Below are 19,104 nucleotides of genomic sequence, written 5' to 3' on the forward strand. Positions count from 1 at the left end.
ACCGTCGATGCCGCCGGTCTGCCGCCCGAGCTGAAGCGCCGCCTCCTCGCCCGCGCGCTCGGCGAGTTCGGCGCCCCCGCCCCGCGCGGCGAAGACCTCACCCGCCTCCTCGCCCGCCTCGATGCCCACGAAACCGCCACCCTCGCCGGTGTCAAATGCACCGGCGGCCCCAAGTGGAGGTTCGTCTCCGCTCCGCCTCGCCGAAACGAGGCCTAGCGCACCGGCGCGAAGGTGAAGCGGTAGGCGCCGGGTTCGATCGGGGCATTGGACAGGCGCTCGGGGCGGACCGCCGACAGGGTTATTCCGGCCTGCGTGGGCTCGCCGAGCTCCATTTCCATCTCCCGGCTGCCATTGTCCGCATCGATCCGGATGCGGATGCGCACTCTTCCGGCCCACACGCAGGCCACATCCCTGGCGCAGCGGCTGTCTTCCAGGACCGCGAGCGGCGTCACGGGGACGCCGTCCACCCGCGTCGTCTCGCCGATCGCGACAGTGGCTGATGGCAGGTCGGTTGGCGCTTCCGTGACACCCGATGGTTCGGCCGGAGCGCATCCCATCGCCGCGAGGGCGACAAGGAGGCCGGCGGTGCGGATCGTTGGCATCGGCAGGAAATAGCAGACGGCGCCCAGCCGCGCGACCGCTCATCAATTCCCCGTTCACCCTACAATCCTACATTGTCCTACGCGCGCCCCGATCCTATCTAGGGCGGGAACCACATTTTTTCAGGGCAGCCGTATGAACGACGACCAGAAGGAACCCCAGGGCAATCCATGGATGAAGAGCCTCTTCATCTGGGCGGGCATATTGCTCGCGCTGGTCCTGTTCGTGCAGATCGTCGACGGCGGCGGACCGGCCGCGTCGGGCGAGGGCATGGCCTATTCGGAGTTCCTGAATCGGGTCGATGAAGGGTCGGTGAAGCAGGTCGTCATCCAGAAGGACGTGATTTCGGGCGCGCTCACCAACGGCACCGAGTTCCGTACCTATGCGCCGCAGGATCCGCAGCTGGTAGACCGCCTGAAGCAGAACGGCATCGCCTTTTCGGCCGAGCCCGAGCAGCAGACGAGCGTGTGGCTGATCCTCCTCTATCAGTCGCTGCCCTTCCTTTTGATCCTCGGCATCGCCTTCTTCGTGATGCGCCAGATGCAGAAGAATGCGGGCTCCGGCGCGATGGGCTTCGGCAAGTCGAAAGCGCGGATGCTGACCGAGAAGCACGGCCGCGTCACCTTCGACGACGTCGCCGGCATCGACGAAGCGCGCGAGGAGCTGCAGGAGATCGTCGAGTTCCTGAAGGACCCGACCAAGTTCGCGCGGCTGGGCGGAAAAATTCCCAAGGGCGCCCTTCTCGTCGGCAGCCCCGGCACCGGCAAGACCCTCCTCGCCCGCGCCATCGCCGGTGAGGCCAACGTCCCCTTCTTCACTATCTCGGGCTCCGACTTCGTCGAGATGTTCGTCGGCGTCGGCGCCAGCCGCGTCCGTGACATGTTTGAGCAGGCCAAAAAGAACGCCCCCTGCATCGTCTTCATCGACGAGATCGACGCGGTCGGCCGCCATCGCGGCGCCGGTCTCGGCAACGGCAATGACGAGCGCGAGCAAACGTTGAACCAGCTCCTCGTCGAAATGGACGGCTTCGAGGCCAACGAAGGCATCATCATCATCGCCGCGACGAACCGGCCCGACGTGCTCGATCCGGCGCTGCTGCGTCCGGGCCGCTTCGACCGCCAGGTCGTCGTGCCGCGTCCGGATATCGAGGGTCGCGAGAAGATTCTCGCCGTGCATATGAAGAAAGTGCCGCTGGCGCCCGACGTCGATCCGCGCACTATCGCTCGCGGCACGCCCGGCTTCTCGGGCGCCGATCTCGCCAACCTCGTCAACGAGGCGGCGCTGCTGGCCGCGCGCATGGGCAAGCGCCTGGTCGCGATGAACGAGTTCGAGCTGGCCAAGGACAAGGTCATGATGGGCGCCGAGAGGAAGTCCATGGTCATGACCGAGGACGAGAAGAAGTCGACCGCCTATCACGAGGCCGGCCACGCGCTCGTCTCGCTGCACGTGCCGGGCTGCGATCCGTTGCACAAGGTCACGATCATCCCGCGCGGCCGCGCCTTGGGCGTCACCTGGAATCTGCCCGACCGTGACCGCTATTCGATGACCATGAAGCAGATGAAGGCGCGTCTCGCGCTCTGCTTCGGCGGCCGTATCGCCGAGCAACTCATCTACGGCGTAGACGAGCTCAACACCGGCGCGTCGAACGACATCCAGCAGGCGACCGACATGGCCCGCTCGATGGTCATGGAATATGGCATGTCCGAAAAACTCGGCTGGCTGCGCTACCGCGACAATCAGGAAGAGGTGTTCCTTGGCCACTCGGTCGCGCGCAACCAGAGCGTCTCCGAAGATACTGCCCGGACCATCGACCAGGAAATCCGCAAGCTGATCGAGGAAGCCGAGGCAACCGCTCGCAAGGTGCTGACCGACCACCTCGACGAGCTCCATAGGCTGGCGGGCGCGCTTCTCGAGTTCGAGACCTTGAACGGCGAGGAAGCGAAGAAGGCGATCAAGGGCGAGGATATCGGCCGCGAGGATCCTTCGAACAAGCGCCCCATCCTTCCTGCCGCCGGATCATCCATCCCCAGCACCCGCCGCCCGCGCGGCGGCCTCGGCGGTCCGGCCCCGCAAGGCGCCTGATCCGGTTGGAAATGCTGAAAGGCGGTCGGCGCGAGCGGGCCGCCTTTTATGTCATCGCGCCCGCCGTCACCAGCAGCGAGAAGAACAGGCTGGCGGCAATGAAGGCGAAAATCACCAGCGTGAACGTCCGCCACAGGGCGCTCCAGCGGGACAGCTGGTAGGCACCCTTCAGCTGCCGATAGATGTGGAGCGGCGGGATGATCAATATCGCCAGCTGGACGATCGACCCGTCGATACCGAGCGGCCGCAGCAGGCTGAGCGCGATCAGGCCCAGGCTCATGAACGCGATCGAGTAAGTGACGAAAACCGTGTGATCGTAGGCGCGATATTCCCGATATCGCCTCCGGTGGAGGAAGAGCAGCCAGAGAAACGGCACCGAGATCGGGATCAGCGCCCAGGAGAATTTATAGGCGTTGGTCTGGATCTTGTAGGCCATGAGCGACGGATTCTTGCCGAAGTTGCCGATCACGGTGTCAAACACGCTCCAGCCGGTCTCCGCACCGCTTTGGACTTCTCGGGTTTCCCTATCGAGTTCCGCTTGAACCTCTTCTTCGGTCCCCGAAGCAAATATCCTGGCGGTCCGCTCCATTACGGCGAGTTCGCGCTCGGATTCCTCGATACGGCCGTCGACGGTTTCGGTCGGCCCTTTCGCGGCCGCCAGGGTTTCACGCTCGGACCGGAGGTCATCAAGCGTTTCCCGCAACTGGGTCTGCTCTTCGCGCAGCTCCTGGATGGCCTCAGGGCGATCGAACACATTATCGTCGGCCGTGAAGGGCCCGCCCACCATACTGAACACCGCGAACATCAGGAAGACGGAGAAGAGGAAAAGCCCCAGCGGCGATACGAATTTCGCGCGCTCCCCCTCGACATAGCGCCGCGTCAGCTCGCCTGGCTTCCAGGCGAGCAAAGGCAAAGTCCGCCAGACCTTGCCGTCGAGATGGAGGACGCCGTGCACGAGGTCGTGCCACCAGGCGGTGAGGGTCCGGTGAACATGCCCGGACTGTCCGCAATCGTGGCAATACGACCCCACCAGCGCGGCGCCGCAATTGAGGCAGGTCTCCGGATGCTCCTCCGCCGCCGGCGATTCACCCGCTTTCGGCTCGACCGCACGCGCGATGACGCCTCCGGTCACCGCATCGCCAACGCCTTCAATGCCTTCGACCATGTTACTCCCCTGTCCCCGGGCCATTTGCCCCAGAACGGTGGAATCGTCGAGGGCGTTCGCGCTTCGCCTTCGCCATGCTATCGCACGGGCATGCGGAAAATCGGCCTCCTCGGCGGCTCCTTCAATCCCGCCCATCAGGGGCACCGGCGGATCAGCGTCGCGGCGATGGAGGCGCTCGACCTGCACGAGATATGGTGGCTGGTCTCGCCGGGAAATCCCATGAAATCCGCGGAAGACATGGCCCCCCTGCCCGCGCGATTTCGATCGGCCCGGGACGCGGCCGAAGGTCTTCCCATCCGCGTCACCGCGATAGAGCGGGAGCTCGGTACCCGCTACACGATCGACACGCTGGACGCGCTGACCAGGCGCTTCCGCCGCAATCGCTTCATTTGGCTGATGGGCGCGGACAATCTCGCCCAGTTCCACCGCTGGCGCGACTGGCGGAGGATCGCGGCGACGGTTCCGATTGCGGTCGTGTCGCGGCCGGGATATGATGGCGGCGCCCATGCGGCTCGCGCGATGGGCTGGTTGCGGCGCTTCGTCCGGCCCGCAAACAAGGCCAGGCATTGGACGAGGTGGAGACTGCCCGCGCTCGTGCTGCTCAAATTGCCGCCCGATCCGACGTCAGCCACCGCCTTGCGTGCCGCCGATCCCGACTGGCACCAATCGCCAGCGAAATCGTTGAACCCATCACCCAACCCCATGGCCCTCCGCGACGGCGTGACGCGGCGGCCATTGATGTAAGGAGGCATTTTGCCAGCACCAGCACCTGCTCCGCGTGACAACGGAGCTCATGAACGGGTCGAAGCCCTGCATGATCTCGTGCTTCGCTCTTTAGACGATGACCAGGCCGTAGACGTCGTCTCAATTCCCCTCGCCGGCAAATCCAGCATCGCCGACCATATGGTCATCGCCTCCGGGCGCTCGACCCGGCAGGTCGCGTCGATGGCGCAGAAGCTAACCGAGCGGATCAAGCAGGATCTCGGCCGCGCCGTTCGCGTCGAGGGACTGCCGGTCGCCGACTGGGTCCTGATCGATGCCGAGGACGTCATCGTCCACCTGTTCCGGCCCGAAGTCCGCAGCTTCTACAATCTCGAGCGCATGTGGGCCTTCGAGGAGAGCGCCGCCGCGCCCGCGAGCGGCTGACCCTTGCTCCTGCACATCGTCGCGCGGGGGAAGATCGGGCGCGGACCCGAGGCCGAGCTGGTCGATCGCTATCTGAAGCGGATCGCCTGGCCGACCAAGCTGACGGAGCTGCCGGAAAGCGGCGGCAGGCTTCCCGCGCCCGTCGAGAGCGGCGTCACCGTCCTTCTCGACGAGAAAGGGGAGCAGCTTGGCTCTCTGGCCTTCGCGCAAAAGCTTGAACGCTGGCGCGACGACGGCAGGCGAGAGGCGCGGTTCTTGATCGGCGGCGCCGACGGCTTCGACGACGAAGCCCGCGCCGGTGCCGATCTTCTCCTCGCCTTCGGCAAGGCAACCTGGCCGCACCTCCTCGTACGCGCCATGCTCGCGGAACAATTATGGAGGGCGACCAGCATCCTTGCGAACCACCCCTATCATCGCGAAGGATAAGAGGATGATGCGCCGTCTTCTTGTCCCGCTCGTCCTGCTGGCCACCATCGCCAGTGGACTGGCCGCCGCGCAGGGCCAGGCTACGCCCAGCGAAGCGGCAGCCCTGTCGCTCGCCAAGCAGCAAGCCGAGGAAGCCACGCGGCGTTCCGAGCGGCTGGACAAGCAGGCGGCTCAGGCAGCCAGCGAGGCCGAACGGGCGCGCGCCCAGGCCGAGGCGATCGCCGCCCGCATTCAGGCGGCCGAAGCGGATATCACCGCCGCCGAAACCCGCCTGCGCATCGTCGAGGCGATGCGCGCGGATCAGCGCGCCCGCCTTGCCGAGCGGCAGGGACCGGTGATCCGCCTCACCGCCGCCCTACAGATGATGGCCCGCCGCCCGCCGGCGCTGGCGCTGGTCCAGCCCGGCTCGCTCGACGACGCCGTCCATGTCCGCGCCCTGCTGGCCTCCACGCTTCCGGTCATCCGCGCGCGCACCGCCGCGCTTCGCGAAGAAGTCGAGGCGGGCAATCAGCTGCGCGACCAGGCGGCGCTCGCGAAGGCCGCGCTCGTCGATAGTCGGGCGGAATTGAAGGCGGAGCGGGTCGCGCTTGCCCGGTTCGAGGCCGATCAGCGGCTTCGCTCGCAGAACCTCATCCAGTCGGCCCTCTTCGAGTCCGACCGCGCGCTCGCTCTGGGCGAGGAAGCCCGCGATCTGGCCACGGTGATGAGCACGCGCGAATATCAGGCCAAAATCCGCGAAAGCCTGTCCGACCTGCCCGGTCCAGCCCTCCGTCCCTCGACAGGGGATCGGGCGCCATCCCAGTCGATACAGCGCGATGCGCGCCGGATACCCTACATTCTTCCGGTCCAGGGCAGGCTGGTGCGCGGCATGGGCGAGATTTCGGACGCGGGCGTGCATGCGCGCGGCCTCACCTTCGCCACCGACGCGGGCGCCCGAGTCGTGGCCCCACGCGACGGCCGCATCGCTTATGCGGGAGATTTCAGGGACTATGGCGGCATCGTGATCGTCGATCACGGCTCCGGCTGGACGACCCTCGTCACTCATCTTGCCGCATTGGAGGTTCGGGTAGGCGACAGGGTCAAGCGAGGCGATCTCCTCGGCAGCGCCGGCTCCGACGAGCCGCGCGTCACGGTGGAGCTGCGTCGCAACGGCCGCCCCTTCCCGATCGCACCGTTGCTCGCCCTTTCCGGTTAAGGCGGCGTTGCTTTTCGTCATGCTAAAAAGGCTGTAGAAGCCCAAGAAACGCGTAAGCAGGATTTCCAATGGCCAAAAATCTTCTCCCCGCGCTCGGCCTCGTCAGCGCTATCGCCCTCATCCCCGCCGCGACCGCCGCCATCGCCGCCGTCGACGTCGATACCTATCGCGAGCTCGACCAGTTCATGGACGTGTTCGAGCGCGTCCGCTCCGAATATGTCGAGCAGGTTGATGACAAGACGCTGATCCGGGGCGCCATCGACGGCATGCTCGCCAGCCTCGATCCGCACAGCTCCTATCTCGATGAAACTGGCTTCAAGAGCCTGATGATGACGACCGATGGCGAATATGGCGGCCTCGGCCTCACCGTCACTCTCGAGGACGGCGCGGTGAAGGTGATCGCGCCGACCGAGGACACGCCGGCCGAGCGCGCCGGCATCAAGGCGGGCGATTATATCACGCACCTGGACGGCAAGCTCATCTACGGTGGCACGCTCGACGAGGCGGTCGAGGAGATGCGGGGCAAGCCCGGCACGTCGACCGTGCTCACGATCGTCCGCCCCGGCCGAGACAAGCCGTTCGACGTCCAGATCACCCGCGCCATCATCGAGCTTCCCGCCGTCAAATGGGAAGTGAAGGACCGTGTCGGCATCATCAACGTCAACACCTTCAACAAGACGACGACGGACTCCGTCCTCGCCGCCTTCACCGGCATCGAGAAGTCGCTCGGCGGCGAGCCCCTGGGCTACATCCTCGACCTTCGCTCCAACCCCGGCGGCCTGCTCGACGAGGCGATCAGCCTGTCCGACGCCTTCCTGGAGCATGGCGAGATCGTCTCCCAGCGCGGCCGCGAGAAGAGCGACATCGAACGCTATTATGCCCGGCCGGGCGACGCCGCGGACGGCCTTCCGATCGTCGTGCTGGTCGACGCCGGCAGCGCCTCGGCCGCCGAGATCGTCGCCGGCGCGCTCCAGGACCATCACCGCGCCATCGTCATGGGCGAGCGCAGCTTCGGCAAGGGCTCGGTCCAGACCTTGCTGCCGCTGTCCAGCGACACCGCGCTCCGCCTCACGACCGCCCGCTACTTCACGCCGTCGGGCCGGTCGGTGCAGGAAGGCGGCATCAAGCCGGACATCGCGGTGCCGCAGCTGTCCGACCCGGATTACAAGGACCGCCCGACCTTCCGCGAGTCCGACCTTCGCCGCCACCTCATCAACGAGCTCAAGGTCGAGGACGAGGTGATTCAGGAGGACGGCAAGCCCGACCCCCGCTTCACCGCCACCGCCGAGGAGCTGGAAAAGAAGGGCATCGAGGACTACCAGCTCCATTATGCCGTCCAGGCCGTCGCTCGCCTGGCCAACACGCAGATGGCGGCGGCGCCGAAGAAGACGGGCACGCGCTGACGGCAACGCACCGCTTCGCCAGGCCCCACGGATTGGCCGCGGCCGGTGTTGAAGGGGCGGCGGGAAACTGCGATATTCGTTCCGTGGACGTCTCCGACGACTTCTGGACCGATGCGGGCGTGAGCATTATCGCCGTTCTCGCCCTGCCCTTCTACCTGGGCTACATTCACGCCCCGATCGACAGCATGATCGAATATGCGATCGTGGCGGGCATTGGATTGGCGCTGGGAGAGCGTCTCGTCTACGCCTTTTACAGGAACGACAATGCCGCCGAATTCGCGTTCAACGCGGGACTGCGCGCGCTGGCGGTCTTGATCTGGGGAGGCTTCTCGTTCGTGATGGCGCTCTGGCTTGTTTGACGGCCCCCCGTCGCACAGGCCGTTCAGCCCGATTGCAGCTACCATCGCGCATGGGGTAGAGGCGACGCGAACGCCGTAGGAACTTGCATGCCGGGAAAGCCTCTGTGACCAGCCTCGACAAGGCGCGCCTTTTGGCGTTGCTCGTCCCGGCGGCGCTTCTCGCCGGGGCGCTCGGCTCGCAATATATTGGCGGGCTGCATCCTTGCGACATGTGCCATTGGCAACGCTGGCCCCATTATGCGGCGGTCGCGCTGGCGATCGGCTCCTTCGCCTTGAGGGGCGCGGCGGACAGGGGCCGGAGCCTCGTCTGGCTCGCGGGCCTCGCCATTTTCGTGAGCGGCGCCATCGGGGTCTATCATGCGGGGGTCGAGATAGGCGTATTCGAGGGCATAACGGCGTGCACCGCCTCGATATCGGGCGGATCGAGCGCCGATCTGCTCGCCAATATCATGGCGACGCCGCTGATCCGCTGCGACCAAGTCCAGTGGTCGTTCCTGGGCATTTCGATGGCGGGCTGGAATGCGTTATTGTCGATTTCGTCCGCATTGGTGATTCTATGGCTGAGCCTCAGACGACCCCGCCCGGCGACGGCGTAACTTCTCCTGCCTCTGGCTGGCGTCCCGGTGACGGCCGCGCCGACAAGGACGCCATGATCCGCGTCGATCAGGCCGGCGAATATGGCGCGACCCGTATATATGCGGGCCAGCTCGCCGTGCTCGGCGACCGCCACCCCTGTTCCCGCACGATCGCGCGAATGGCCACCCAGGAGCAGCGCCACCTGGAGGAATTCGACCGGCTGATCGCCGACCGCGGCGTCCGTCCGACCCTGCTCCAGCCGCTCTGGAAGGTCGCCGGCCATGCGCTTGGGGCGGCCACCGCGCTGATGGGACCAGAGGCCGCCATGGCCTGCACCGCCGCCGTCGAGACCGAGATCGACAAGCATTATTCCGAGCAGCTGAAGGCGCTGGGCGACGACGATCCGGACCTCGCCGCGACCATCGCCGAGTTTCAGGCCGAGGAGCTGGAGCATCGCGACGCCGCCATCGCCGCAGGTGCCGAGAATGCGCTCGGCTATCCCGTCCTCTCCGCCTTCATCCGTGCCGGCTGCCGCGCCGCCATCGCCCTTTCCAAGAGGATCTGAGTTTCATGAAGCCACTGTTCCTTGCCGCAGCCGGCGCCGCCGTCCTGCTTTCCGTCCCCGCCGTCGCCCAGGAGACGGCCGTGCCCGCGCCCGGCGGCGAGCGGATCAGCCAGCTCATCGTCTATGGCGACGACCCGTGCCCCCAGAGCACAGCCGACGAGATCGTGGTGTGCGCGAGGAAGCCCGAGGCGGACCGCTATCGCATCCCCGAGAATCTGCGCAACGAGACCGGCGACAAGACGATAGAGACCTGGACCGAGCGCGCCACCGAGCTGCAATATGTCGGCCGCTCGGGAATCGGCAGCTGCTCCCCCGTCGGTCCTGGCGGAATGACCGGCTGCTACGAGGAGATGGTCCGCAAGGCACGCGCGGAGCGGCAGGGCCGGGATTCCGTGAACTGGAACCGCCTGATCGCGGAAGCGCGCCAGGAGCGGCTCGGCCGCATCGACGCCGAGGCCGAGGCGGTCGAGCAGGGGTCGAACCCCGCCGAATAGGGGAACAAAGCATCGCCTTCGGCCCTTAGTCCCGCGAGACTGGAAACGGAGGCCGCCATGAAGCGCGTCATCCCCATCGCCGCGATCCTTGCCGGCACGGCCCCGGCGCTGGCGCAGGAACCTGCCGATCCGATCGCTCCTGTACCGGAACGGGTGGAACGGGTCGTCGTCTATGGCGACGATCCCTGCCCGCCGAGCACCGGCGACGAAATCACCGTCTGTGCCCGTCTCCCTGAGACCGAACGCTATCGCATTCCCGAGGAACTGCGCGACGAAGCGACCGAAGATGATCCCGAAAGCGAGGCCTGGGCATCGCGCGTCGAAAGCTTCGAATATGTCGGCGCGACCGGGATCCAGAGCTGCTCCCCCGTCGGCCCGTCCGGTTTCACCGGTTGCTGGGCGCAAATGGTCCGCCAGGCCCGCCAGGAGCGGCGGCGGATGGAGCAGGACCAACCGCAACCCTAGGGGAGGCCAAGCATGAGCGACCACATCTACAAGATCGTCGAAGTCGTCGGCAGCTCGTCGACCAGCATCGAGGATGCCATCGAAGGCGCCATCGCCCGCACCGCCCGGACGGTCAGCGACATCGGCTGGTTCGAAGTCAAAGAAACCCGCGGCCATGTCGCGAACGGCAAGGTGGCCCATTACCAGGTAACGCTCCGCATCGGCTTTACCGTCCGGGATTGACCGCTCTCGAAAAAGGCTCTGGCGCGGTGGCCGATAACCGATAGGGTGCGCGCCAGCCTTTGAGGGGAGGGGAGCCCATGACCGTAGCCGAAGCCACGCCCGAGCTGGACGTCGACCGCGACGACCGCGCCTTCCTCGGCCATCCCAAGGGTCTCGGCTATCTCGCCTTCACCGAAGCCTGGGAGCGCTTTTCCTTCTACGGCATGCAGGCCTTGCTCGTCCTCTACATGGTCAACGAGCTGCTGCTACCCGGGCATATCGAGAATATCGGCGGCTTCGAACAGTTTCGCACGCTCTACGGCGGCCTCGACGGACAGGCCCTCGCATCCGCCATCTTCGGCACCTATGCGGCGTCCGTCTACCTGACGCCCATCCTCGGCGGCTGGCTCGCCGACCGCGTGCTCGGCAAGCGCCGCACCGTGCTGCTCGGCGCCGTCACTATGGCCGCCGGGCATTTCCTGATGGCGTTCGAGCTGACCTTCCTCCTCGCCCTCCTCTGCCTCATCCTCGGCTCGGGCATGTTCAAGGGCAATATCGCGAGCCAGGTCGGCGCGCTCTACGGCCCCGAGGACAACCGCCGCGCCGACGCCTTCCAGATCTTCTATCTCGGCATCAACGCCGGCGTGATCGCCTCGCCGCTGATCGTCGGCACGCTTGGCGAAGTTTATGGCTGGCATTACGGCTTCGGCGCCGCCGGCGTCGGCATGCTGATCGGCCTCACCATCTATCTCGCGGGCCAGAAATATCTGCCCAAGGAGCATTTCGAGCCGCAGCATAAGGGCCATGTCGAGCCCGCCAGGATGCAGCCCGGCGACTGGCCGGCCCTCATCGCCCTCCTCCTGCTCATTCCCGTGATGGCCATCAGCATCGTCCCCAACAACCAGATCTTCAACGCCTACCTGGTCTGGGGCGACCAGCAGTTCGACCTCACCTTCATGGGCACCAAGCTTCCCACCACTTGGCTCGTGACCCTCGACGCGATCGTCAGCGTCAGCTTCCTCGCCGGCGTCGCCCTCTTCTACCGCTGGTACGGCAAGCATTGGAAAGAGCCGGACGAGCTCGGCAAGATCATCATCGGCTCGATCTTCTCGATCGGCGGCCAGCTCTGCCTGTTCATGGCCGCGGCGACGCAGGGCGAAGGCGAGAAGATCGGCCTCTTCTGGCCGGTTATCTTCCACATCGTGAACAGCATCGGCTTCGCCCACATGCTGCCCGTCAGCCTCGCCCTGTTCGCCAAGCTCGCCCCCAAGGCGATCAATGCGACGGTGATCGGCCTCTACTATCTCGCCTTCTTCGCCGCCAATTCGATGGTCGGCTGGGTCGGCGGCTTTCTGGAGACCATGCCCACGACCAGCTTCTGGCTCATGCACGCCGGATTCGCCGCCGTCTCCGGCGTCGCTTTCCTGCTGTTCAAGCTGTTCCTCTCGAAACGCCTCATGGAGCGGGAACCCGTGCCGCTTCCCGATTGAAGGGAGCAAGTCAGTAGCGCCCGCGTTGAATGACGCGAGGCGTCCATGGCTGAACGTTTGAGACGATTGACCCGCGAGGAGAAGGCTGGCCTCGCCACCGCCGATGCGGCTGAGCGTCGGGTCCAGCCGGGCGGCAACGCGCTCGCCGCCTGGGAGGCCATCCTCAAGGACGCCAAGGGCTGTACCCGCTGCCATCTCTACAAATGCGGCACCCAGACAGTGTTCGGCGAGGGGCCGCTCGACGCGCGCATCCTGTTCGTCGGCGAGCAGCCGGGGGATCAGGAGGATTTGGCCGGCCGTCCCTTCGTCGGGCCCGCCGGCGGCATCTTCGACAAGGCGCTCACGGACGCCGGCGTCGACCGCGCCGCCGCCTACGTCACCAACGCGGTCAAGCATTTCAAGTTCGAGCGCCGCGGCAAGCGGCGCATCCACCAGAAGCCGGACACGGGCGAGATCGCTGCCTGCCGCTGGTGGCTCGAACAGGAACAAGCCCTGATCCGACCGCCGGTCACCGTCGCGCTAGGTGCCACCGCTGCCCGTTCCCTTTTCGGAAAGGTGGTCACCATCACCGCCACCCGCGGCAAGCCGCACGCGCTGGACGCGGGCGAGACCTGGGTGACGGTCCATCCGAGCTTTCTCCTCCGCGTCCCCGATGACCGGGAGGCCGAATATGCCCGCTTCGTGGAGGACCTCCACCGGATCGGCGAGCGCGCCAAGGCGCTCGCCTGAGTGAAGCTAGAGCTTCACCAGCATCTTGCCCATGTTCGCGCCGGAGAAGAGGTCGAGAAAGGCCTGGGGCGCCGCCTCGATACCCTCGCGCACCGTCTCGCGGGATTTCACTTTCCCGCTTGCGATCCAGCCGCCCATGTCGCGGTAGAAATCCGGCATGTCGGACAGGAAATCGAAATAGAGGAAGCCCTGCATCCGGATGCGCGCCGCGATCATCCGCATGATGTAGCGGAAGGCGTGATTGGATCCGGTATTGTAGTCCTCGATCATGCCGCAAATGGCGAAGCGGGCCTGGTTGCGCGCGCAGGCGAAGGCCGCGTCGAGATGGTCGCCTCCGACATTGTCGAAATAGACGTCGATTCCCTTCGGCGCCGCCTCCATCAGCTGCTTCACCACCGGCCCCGCCTTGTAATCGATCGCGGCGTTCGCCCCGAGCTCGCGCACCCAGGCACATTTCTCCGCGCCGCCGGCCGAGCCGATCACCGTCATGCCCTTTGCCTTCGCGATCTGCACCACGGCCGAGCCCACCGCCCCTGCCGCAGCCGAAACGAAGACGATGTCGCCCTCCTTCGCCTCGGCCACCCGCAGCAGGCCGAAATAGGCGGTCGCGCCCGTCAGGCCCAGATTGCCGAGCCACTGCTCGTCCGGCACGCCCATCGCCGGCACCTTGGTGAAATGCTTTGCCTCGCCCACCGCCTGCTCGCGCCACCCCATGGTGTGGAACACCGTGTCACCGACCGCCAGGTCGGGCGAACTCGATTCGACGACCTTGCCGACCGCCCCGCCCTGCAGCGGGGCGCCAATCTCGAACGGCGGCACATAGCTTTTCGTGTCGTTCATCCGGCCGCGCATATAGGGATCGACCGACAGCCATCGGTTCTCGACCCGCACCGTCCCCTCGCCGAGGGGCTCCAGTTCCACTTCCTTTAGTTCGAAGTTCGTCATGTCGGGCAGCCCGGAAGGCCGTGATGCGAGGTGCCAGGCGCGCGTGCCGCTCATGACCGTCTCCTGTTCGTTGCGATCCGCAACCTAGCCCGCGGCCATCCGCAAAGAAAGCCCGGCACAAGGGCCGGGCTTCAGTTCGTCCCCGCGCCTCATCGACGCGAGGACCGGGGATCAAGCCCTCAATAGGTTCCGGAGAAGCTGCGGTTCAGCATATGCGGGCCTTCGCTGCCCTGGTCTTCCCGTTCGAAGAGCGCCCGATTGCGGTCCTCGTCGCGCCAGGCGGCCATCGCCTCGGCCGAGCTCTTGTTGACCATCACCTTCTCGTCAACCCGGTCGATCCAGGAGCAGGGGATGGAATGATGATGCCCACCGGCGCTTGGGTCGCTCTTGGTGAGGATGATGCGGTCGCCACGCACCTTGTCGACCGTGCCGATATGCTCTCCGTCCGATCCCATCACCTCCATATGCTCCGTCACGCTGCGCAGCGACTGGCGCTGGTTCTGGCGCCTCTCGCGCCAACCGCCGAATTCCTGCTCGAACTGGGACTGATGTTCACGACGATATTCATCATAGTCGCGATCAAGCTGCTGCATCTGCCGCTGGCGCCATTCCGAATAGTTGCGGTCGTGAATGTCGCCATAGGAGCGCCCATAGACGGCCGACGAACCGACATAGCCCGATGAGGTCACGCCATAACCAGCGCCATAGGCGCTACCGGACGCCGACGACATGGGATGGGCGCCGTGCGTGCCGGTGCTGCCGGCATCGATCCGGTCGAAACGGCGCCCGCCGGCCTCGTAGCCGCCAAAGCCGGAACCACCCCAGGTATCCGCCGGCCGATCATAACTCGGCCGACTGACGTAGCTGGTGTCCTGGCCGTAATCGCCCTTCGGATATTCGTCGTCAGTGCGGTCAAAGTCGCTGCCATAGTAGCCGCCGCCAAAGTCGCTGCCGGTCCGGTAGCGGTCGCCGAGAGCACGTTGCTCGCGTTCCCACCGGCGCACGTCGCGATCGCGGCGGCGCTCCGCTTCCTCGTCGCCGAACCAGGAACGGACCTCGTCGCCGGCACGATCGAAGAAGCCGCGATCGTCATCCTCGCGATAGCCCTGGCCGCTGCCGTAGCGCGATCCGCGCTCACGGTCGCGCCATCGATCCTGGGAGCGATACTGATTGCCGTATCGATAGTCGCCGCGTTGATAGGCCATAAAAATTCTCCTTCTTTTTCCGATGGTTCACATGCCGCGAGGGTGGGAAGCCGCGCGCTTGCGTTCCGATCATGAAACGAAGGAGAAGGGGGCCTCGTTCCGACCCCAGAGCCAGCTCGTTGCGGTTGGGCGACGGAAGATCCGTCGGCACCCGCCGCTTGAAAATGCCGCATTGCACCCAGCGTCGGCCGCCGCTATGGGAAGCGCCTTCGCCCTTAAGGCGCGGGGCCGTAGCTCAGCTGGGAGAGCGCTGCAATCGCACTGCAGAGGTCAGGGGTTCGATCCCCCTCGGCTCCACCATTCAAGCAAAAGTTGCTTGTTTCTCCAATAACGTAGCCAAGACCCCTTTCAGCAGTCCCACATTTTCGTCCCACAGCCGCTTGCGCTTTAATGGGTTAAGTTGCGTTGCCTCGGGATTGGCTCTTCTACCGTTCCCGCCGGGGTTAGGCTAAACGAAGATGCCAACTGGATGGGAGCAGAGGTTGTTCGTTGGGGCTAGAGGGCGCACCCTTGGGTCGCGATGTTGGCCTATCCCCGAACGGCGACCCGGTCACCGGGAACCCAGCCGGCGGTAGAACACCCTTAAAACTGGCTTTCGTGACGCTCCGACTCTGCCGCAAACTGAGCCACATCAGCAGTAAGGGACGTTGCGGCGACCGACACCAGTGACTCACCCTTGTCCGGAGAGGCCTGTGCGGGATCCGAGCCCATGCGGCCATCAGGATATCTTTGTCGAAAGTCCAACGCCTCACGTACTGGCCCCGTCGCCGCCACGCGCGGTCGATAAGATGCACTTTTGATCGATTCCGGGTAGGCCCACTGGGTGATCGCTATTTCGGAAGGCGTGGCGTGCATACCATGGCCAGTGGGGAACAAGCGGCCTGATAGCTCGCCCACCCCCTCCAGATCCCACCAATTGACCAACTTGCAGGCGAACCCTCTGCCCCGCCCACCAAAGCTCGCCTCCGCGTAGAGCTCTGAAAACGCAGCTTCGATGGTCGCGACATTTCCGCCATGCCCATTCAGAAAATACAGGTGTTCGAAGCCATGGAGAGCCAAAGATCGGCTCCAATCGCATATAGCCGCTATGAACGTGGACGGACGCAGACTGATCGTGCCGGGAAATCCCAGATGGTGCTGCGCCATTCCGATATTGAAGGTCGGCGCGACAAGAAGGTCGGCCTGTCTCTCGGCTTCATTCGCAATGATCTCGGGACACATCCAATCGGTGCCTAGGAGCCCCGTCGGCCCATGCTGTTCGTTCGAACCTATCGGGATGACAATCGTCGAAGACTTCTCGAGATAGGTTTTGATTTCGATCCATGTCGATTTAGCCAGCAGCATTTTTTTCCTCGCAATTGGCCGTTAGCTAGTCACAGGCGCTTCGATGACGGCATCGATCTCTACGAGAGCTCCCGGCAGACATAGGCGCGAAACAACGGTGCTGCGCGCGGGCAGAGCACGATCCCGAAAAAACTCAAGGTAAGCGGCGTTGAATCGGTCGAAGTGGAGCGGATCGACAATCCAACAACCACATTTCACGACAGAATCCATGGTCAGATTCTCCTCGCTCAAAACATCGGCAATTCGCTCGAGGCACCGCTTGGTCTGGCTCTCGATTTCGCCTTCTATTAGGTGCCCATCCTCATCAAACGCCAATTGCCCAGATACGAAGATAAGACCGCCCGCCCGGCGATATCGACTATAGAAGTTCGGCTGTCTCATTGAGCGTCCTTCCCATTTCATGCGCGGCGGCCACACAAGCGCGAGCCAACGCCATATTGGCGTCGACGATAAACATGCCTTCACAATCTCGATCGCGAACAGCTAAAGGCAGTTCGGTGCAGGCCAATATTAATGTATGGCTACCTTCGTCGCCGAGTATCTCGATCGCGCGCCGGATCAGGCGGCGCGCCTCAGGCCAGCGACCCGCCTTTGCCGAGGCGATAGCCTTGTCGACGACGGCATTCTGTATCGCCGGATCCGGCACACATGGAGCAAAGCCCTCAGCACGCAATGCTCGCTGATAGAAGCCTGACTTGATCGTCCCGGCGGTGGCCAGCAGCCCGACGGCCCCTGGCTTATTGGACGCTCGGATTTCAGAAACAACGGCATCGGCAATGTGGATAACGGGGCGATCTGCCGCATGTCGCACTGCCTCGTACCAATGGTGCGCGGTATTACATGCAATTGCCATGAAATCCGCGCCCGCCCGGCGTAGCGCGAGAGTGCCATCTATTAGCGCGGCCTCCGGTGAGGGCCCCCTTCCGAGCAGAGCGTCGGTCCGATCGGGAATCTGCGGCACACAGTGTACAAGAACCGGGACATGGTCCTGGTCGCGGGCAGCGGGCGTGGCCGAGATTATCTTCGTCAATACGTCTGCGGTCGCCCCGGGCCCCATTCCGCCTAGGAGCCCGAGTGTACGATATCGGTTGCCTCTCTCGATCATGAGGCCTCCCACAGGCGCTTAAGCGCGCGCTTGTCCACCTTGCCGACCGGGAGTCGTGGAAGTTCCTTCAGACAAGAGAAGCGCTTAGGAATCTTGTAGTTGGCCAAGCGTTCGCGCAGAAAAAGACCCAGAGCCTCGCCTTCCACGCGGGCGTGTTGCGGCACAATGAAAGCCACCGCCACTGTTCCGAAGATGGCGTCCTCGACACCTATGACTGCCGCCTGGCGGACCTCGGAATGCGTCTCGAGTTCCGCCTCGATTTCCGCCGGGTAAATGTTGTAGCCGCCCGACTTGAAAACGTCGTGAACCCTGCCACGCAGCGCCAGATCGCCGCTCTCGTTCAGGACACCGACATCGCCGGTCCTGTGCCACATATCGCCTGCGCTGAATTCCGGTCGCTGATCCGCTCCATTCCAGTATCCAGACATGCCATAGGGAGTGCTGACCGCTATCTCTCCGGCCTCACCGGCCGGCAATGCTCCGTCAGCCTCGTCAACTATGCGGATGTCGTAGGGCGGAACAGCCCGCCCAACCGTATCGCGAAGCGAAGCAACGGGCGTGTCAGGAGCGGTGAACGTTACCGAGCCGACCGTTTCGGTCTGTCCATAGGATGTGGCAATCCGAGGACAGATAGCATGCAACCGCTCGATTAGCATCGCCGACGCATGCGCTCCACCCCAGAAAATCAATTGGAGCGAGCCCAACATGGACGGATCAAATTCCGGCGCATCTAGCGTGAGCTGGAACATGGTGGGCACCTGGCCCCAGACAGTTATTCCTTCATCGCGAATATAGCGGGGGATGACGCCGGGTTCGAAGCGCTCAGCGAACAAGATCGTACCACCAGCGATCAGTGCGTAACAGCTGATATCCCCGACGCATCCGATATGGTTTATCGGCAGATTATTGAGGATTCTAAGGGGGGCCACTGGCCAGATCTTGAGCTGGACTTCGCTGGCTCCGACCAATGCAGCATGACTTATCATTACGCCCTTTGGCCGGCCGGTGCTGCCTGAAGTGAATACGATGAGGCATGTGTCTCTCGGTTGCGTTCCGGCGAGGCGGTCCGCCAGCTCGGCCAAGGAAGTGGCTTCACCATTCCGCAGGAACTCGCCGAACGACGTGCCGGACGCCGCGGGCTGATCACTTACGCCCTCGTCCAGCAATATTTTGCGAATGGATGCCGGCAGACTGGCCAGCCATGCGCCGTATTGCCGTTCTCCGACCGCCGCCCGACTGAACACGAGCTTCGGCGAGATTCTGTCCACGAGTTGAGTGAGTTCGGGGTTGGTGTAGCGAGGATTCAATCCAACCCATATGCAACCGACAGAGGCCGTGGCGAGAAAGGTGACGAGGAAATCCGGCCCGGGGACGGTCAATGTGGCGATCCTATCACCACGCTTTGCGCCAGCGGCGATAAGTCCGCGCGCACAGTCGTCGACCGCGTCCTTGAGCATCGCATAAGTCAAACACGCGTCAGCCGTAACAACCGCTTCGGACTCTCCACGCTCCGTTGCCCATCGATAAAGATAATCATGGAGCCTGGGCGCTGATTCAGCGACGTATTGCTGCATCCCGGAACTCTCGAGAGGAAATAATCTATCCGGAC

Annotated in this window: 22 protein-coding genes, 1 tRNA gene and 1 pseudogene; 16 read left to right on the forward strand and 8 right to left on the reverse strand. The window is 64.5% G+C overall.

The features are described 5' to 3' along the window. A partial coding sequence (locus tag VIR62_RS05280) for a TilS substrate-binding domain-containing protein (protein WP_431869310.1) occupies window positions 1–216 on the forward strand: 216 nt, incomplete at its 5' end. On the opposite strand, the gene VIR62_RS05285 is transcribed toward VIR62_RS05280, so the two are convergent. Continuing rightward, entirely contained in the window at window positions 213–602 is a 390-nt protein-coding gene (locus VIR62_RS05285; RefSeq protein ID WP_431869312.1) for a hypothetical protein, read from the reverse strand. The genes VIR62_RS05280 and VIR62_RS05285 overlap by 4 nt on opposite strands. A 133-nt stretch (window positions 603–735) precedes the next feature. Here VIR62_RS05285 and ftsH point away from each other — a divergent pair, with 133 nt between their 5' ends. Further along, window positions 736–2,682 carry an ATP-dependent zinc metalloprotease FtsH gene (gene ftsH, locus VIR62_RS05290; protein ID WP_431869313.1) on the forward strand — a complete coding sequence of 649 codons (1,947 nt, stop codon included), beginning with the start codon at window positions 736–738 and terminating at the stop codon, window positions 2,680–2,682. A gap of 46 nt (window positions 2,683–2,728) precedes the next feature. Here ftsH and VIR62_RS05295 read toward each other — a convergent pair whose 3' ends face one another. Next, window positions 2,729–3,847: a DUF3667 domain-containing protein gene (locus VIR62_RS05295; RefSeq protein ID WP_431869315.1), complete on the reverse strand. Its 1,119-nt coding sequence runs from the start codon at window positions 3,845–3,847 to the stop codon at window positions 2,729–2,731. A gap of 90 nt (window positions 3,848–3,937) precedes the next feature. On the opposite strand from VIR62_RS05295, the gene VIR62_RS05300 reads away from it, so the two are divergent. From VIR62_RS05300 to VIR62_RS05360, 13 genes and pseudogenes are all read left to right on the forward strand, one after another. Beyond that, window positions 3,938–4,591: a nicotinate-nucleotide adenylyltransferase gene (locus tag VIR62_RS05300; protein ID WP_431869316.1), complete on the forward strand. Its 654-nt coding sequence runs from the start codon at window positions 3,938–3,940 to the stop codon at window positions 4,589–4,591. Between the two features lie 9 nt (window positions 4,592–4,600). Next, the gene (rsfS, locus tag VIR62_RS05305; protein WP_431869317.1) at window positions 4,601–4,993 is read left to right on the forward strand and encodes a ribosome silencing factor; all 393 of its coding nucleotides are present in this window, start codon (window positions 4,601–4,603) and stop codon (window positions 4,991–4,993) included. Window positions 4,994–4,996: 3 nt separating this feature from the next. Then, the gene (locus VIR62_RS05310) at window positions 4,997–5,419 is read left to right on the forward strand and encodes a 23S rRNA (pseudouridine(1915)-N(3))-methyltransferase RlmH (RefSeq protein ID WP_431869319.1); all 423 of its coding nucleotides are present in this window, start codon (window positions 4,997–4,999) and stop codon (window positions 5,417–5,419) included. 4 nt (window positions 5,420–5,423) lie between these two features. Next, on the forward strand, window positions 5,424–6,614 hold the full coding sequence (locus tag VIR62_RS05315; RefSeq protein WP_431869320.1) for a murein hydrolase activator EnvC family protein: 1,191 nt from the start codon (window positions 5,424–5,426) through the stop codon (window positions 6,612–6,614). 68 nt (window positions 6,615–6,682) lie between these two features. Further along, window positions 6,683–8,017 carry a S41 family peptidase gene (locus VIR62_RS05320; protein WP_431869321.1) on the forward strand — a complete coding sequence of 445 codons (1,335 nt, stop codon included), beginning with the start codon at window positions 6,683–6,685 and terminating at the stop codon, window positions 8,015–8,017. 32 nt (window positions 8,018–8,049) lie between these two features. Then, the gene (locus VIR62_RS05325; protein ID WP_431869323.1) at window positions 8,050–8,376 is read left to right on the forward strand and encodes a hypothetical protein; all 327 of its coding nucleotides are present in this window, start codon (window positions 8,050–8,052) and stop codon (window positions 8,374–8,376) included. 104 nt (window positions 8,377–8,480) lie between these two features. Next, on the forward strand, window positions 8,481–8,972 hold the full coding sequence (locus VIR62_RS05330) for a disulfide bond formation protein B (protein ID WP_431869324.1): 492 nt from the start codon (window positions 8,481–8,483) through the stop codon (window positions 8,970–8,972). 53 nt (window positions 8,973–9,025) lie between these two features. Continuing rightward, entirely contained in the window at window positions 9,026–9,517 is a 492-nt protein-coding gene (locus VIR62_RS05335) for a demethoxyubiquinone hydroxylase family protein (protein WP_431869326.1), read from the forward strand. Window positions 9,518–9,522: 5 nt separating this feature from the next. Next, the gene (locus VIR62_RS05340) at window positions 9,523–10,011 is read left to right on the forward strand and encodes a hypothetical protein (protein WP_431869328.1); all 489 of its coding nucleotides are present in this window, start codon (window positions 9,523–9,525) and stop codon (window positions 10,009–10,011) included. A gap of 57 nt (window positions 10,012–10,068) precedes the next feature. Then, entirely contained in the window at window positions 10,069–10,476 is a 408-nt protein-coding gene (locus VIR62_RS05345; protein ID WP_431869330.1) for a hypothetical protein, read from the forward strand. A gap of 12 nt (window positions 10,477–10,488) precedes the next feature. Next, window positions 10,489–10,698, forward strand: a complete 210-nt coding sequence (locus VIR62_RS05350; RefSeq protein WP_431869331.1) for a dodecin — start codon at window positions 10,489–10,491, stop codon at window positions 10,696–10,698. Window positions 10,699–10,775: 77 nt separating this feature from the next. Then, window positions 10,776–12,167, forward strand: a complete 1,392-nt coding sequence (locus tag VIR62_RS05355; protein WP_431869333.1) for a peptide MFS transporter — start codon at window positions 10,776–10,778, stop codon at window positions 12,165–12,167. Window positions 12,168–12,200: 33 nt separating this feature from the next. Next, window positions 12,201–12,896 (forward strand): annotated as a pseudogene (locus tag VIR62_RS05360) (UdgX family uracil-DNA binding protein); the annotation flags it as partial. Window positions 12,897–12,902: 6 nt separating this feature from the next. Here the strand turns inward: VIR62_RS05360 and VIR62_RS05365 are convergent. Beyond that, a complete protein-coding gene (locus tag VIR62_RS05365) occupies window positions 12,903–13,895 on the reverse strand; it encodes an NADP-dependent oxidoreductase (protein WP_431869335.1) in 993 nt (330 codons plus the stop codon). Window positions 13,896–14,020: 125 nt separating this feature from the next. Further along, window positions 14,021–15,046: a DUF2171 domain-containing protein gene (locus VIR62_RS05370; protein WP_431869337.1), complete on the reverse strand. Its 1,026-nt coding sequence runs from the start codon at window positions 15,044–15,046 to the stop codon at window positions 14,021–14,023. 224 nt (window positions 15,047–15,270) lie between these two features. On the opposite strand from VIR62_RS05370, the gene VIR62_RS05375 reads away from it, so the two are divergent. Then, window positions 15,271–15,346 (forward strand) — tRNA-Ala (locus VIR62_RS05375). A gap of 282 nt (window positions 15,347–15,628) precedes the next feature. Here the strand turns inward: VIR62_RS05375 and VIR62_RS05380 are convergent. Genes VIR62_RS05380 through VIR62_RS05395 form a run of 4 tightly spaced genes read right to left on the reverse strand, consistent with a single transcriptional unit; the run spans window position 15,629 to window position 19,069 of the window. Continuing rightward, window positions 15,629–16,390, reverse strand: a complete 762-nt coding sequence (locus VIR62_RS05380; RefSeq protein WP_431869339.1) for a creatininase family protein — start codon at window positions 16,388–16,390, stop codon at window positions 15,629–15,631. A 21-nt stretch (window positions 16,391–16,411) separates the two neighbouring features. Further along, window positions 16,412–16,771 carry a RidA family protein gene (locus VIR62_RS05385; protein WP_431869341.1) on the reverse strand — a complete coding sequence of 120 codons (360 nt, stop codon included), beginning with the start codon at window positions 16,769–16,771 and terminating at the stop codon, window positions 16,412–16,414. Beyond that, window positions 16,749–17,495, reverse strand: coding sequence for an aspartate/glutamate racemase family protein (locus VIR62_RS05390; RefSeq protein ID WP_431869343.1), 747 nt, complete (start codon window positions 17,493–17,495; stop codon window positions 16,749–16,751). The genes VIR62_RS05385 and VIR62_RS05390 overlap by 23 nt, the downstream gene beginning before the upstream one ends. Then, a complete protein-coding gene (locus VIR62_RS05395) occupies window positions 17,492–19,069 on the reverse strand; it encodes a class I adenylate-forming enzyme family protein (protein ID WP_431869345.1) in 1,578 nt (525 codons plus the stop codon). The genes VIR62_RS05390 and VIR62_RS05395 overlap by 4 nt, the downstream gene beginning before the upstream one ends. Between the last annotated feature and the right edge of the window lie 35 nt (window positions 19,070–19,104).

It is taken from the genome of Allosphingosinicella sp. (assembly GCF_036570505.1).
GTDB lineage: Bacteria > Pseudomonadota > Alphaproteobacteria > Sphingomonadales > Sphingomonadaceae > Allosphingosinicella.

Coding starts and splice junctions, on each gene's coding strand:
- VIR62_RS05295 (WP_431869315.1), bottom strand. CDS start 3,847: ATGGTCGAAGGCATTGAAGGCGTTGGCGATGCGGTGACCGGAGGCGTC.
- VIR62_RS05355 (WP_431869333.1), top strand. CDS start 10,776: ATGACCGTAGCCGAAGCCACGCCCGAGCTGGACGTCGACCGCGACGAC.
- ftsH (WP_431869313.1), top strand. CDS start 736: ATGAACGACGACCAGAAGGAACCCCAGGGCAATCCATGGATGAAGAGC.
- VIR62_RS05365 (WP_431869335.1), bottom strand. CDS start 13,895: ATGAGCGGCACGCGCGCCTGGCACCTCGCATCACGGCCTTCCGGGCTG.
- VIR62_RS05285 (WP_431869312.1), bottom strand. CDS start 602: ATGCCAACGATCCGCACCGCCGGCCTCCTTGTCGCCCTCGCGGCGATG.
- VIR62_RS05370 (WP_431869337.1), bottom strand. CDS start 15,046: ATGGCCTATCAACGCGGCGACTATCGATACGGCAATCAGTATCGCTCC.
- VIR62_RS05340 (WP_431869328.1), top strand. CDS start 9,523: ATGAAGCCACTGTTCCTTGCCGCAGCCGGCGCCGCCGTCCTGCTTTCC.
- VIR62_RS05315 (WP_431869320.1), top strand. CDS start 5,424: ATGATGCGCCGTCTTCTTGTCCCGCTCGTCCTGCTGGCCACCATCGCC.
- VIR62_RS05385 (WP_431869341.1), bottom strand. CDS start 16,771: ATGAGACAGCCGAACTTCTATAGTCGATATCGCCGGGCGGGCGGTCTT.
- VIR62_RS05350 (WP_431869331.1), top strand. CDS start 10,489: ATGAGCGACCACATCTACAAGATCGTCGAAGTCGTCGGCAGCTCGTCG.
- VIR62_RS05300 (WP_431869316.1), top strand. CDS start 3,938: ATGCGGAAAATCGGCCTCCTCGGCGGCTCCTTCAATCCCGCCCATCAG.
- VIR62_RS05395 (WP_431869345.1), bottom strand. CDS start 19,069: ATGCAGCAATACGTCGCTGAATCAGCGCCCAGGCTCCATGATTATCTT.
- VIR62_RS05345 (WP_431869330.1), top strand. CDS start 10,069: ATGAAGCGCGTCATCCCCATCGCCGCGATCCTTGCCGGCACGGCCCCG.
- VIR62_RS05335 (WP_431869326.1), top strand. CDS start 9,026: ATGATCCGCGTCGATCAGGCCGGCGAATATGGCGCGACCCGTATATAT.
- VIR62_RS05390 (WP_431869343.1), bottom strand. CDS start 17,495: ATGATCGAGAGAGGCAACCGATATCGTACACTCGGGCTCCTAGGCGGA.
- VIR62_RS05320 (WP_431869321.1), top strand. CDS start 6,683: ATGGCCAAAAATCTTCTCCCCGCGCTCGGCCTCGTCAGCGCTATCGCC.
- VIR62_RS05380 (WP_431869339.1), bottom strand. CDS start 16,390: ATGCTGCTGGCTAAATCGACATGGATCGAAATCAAAACCTATCTCGAG.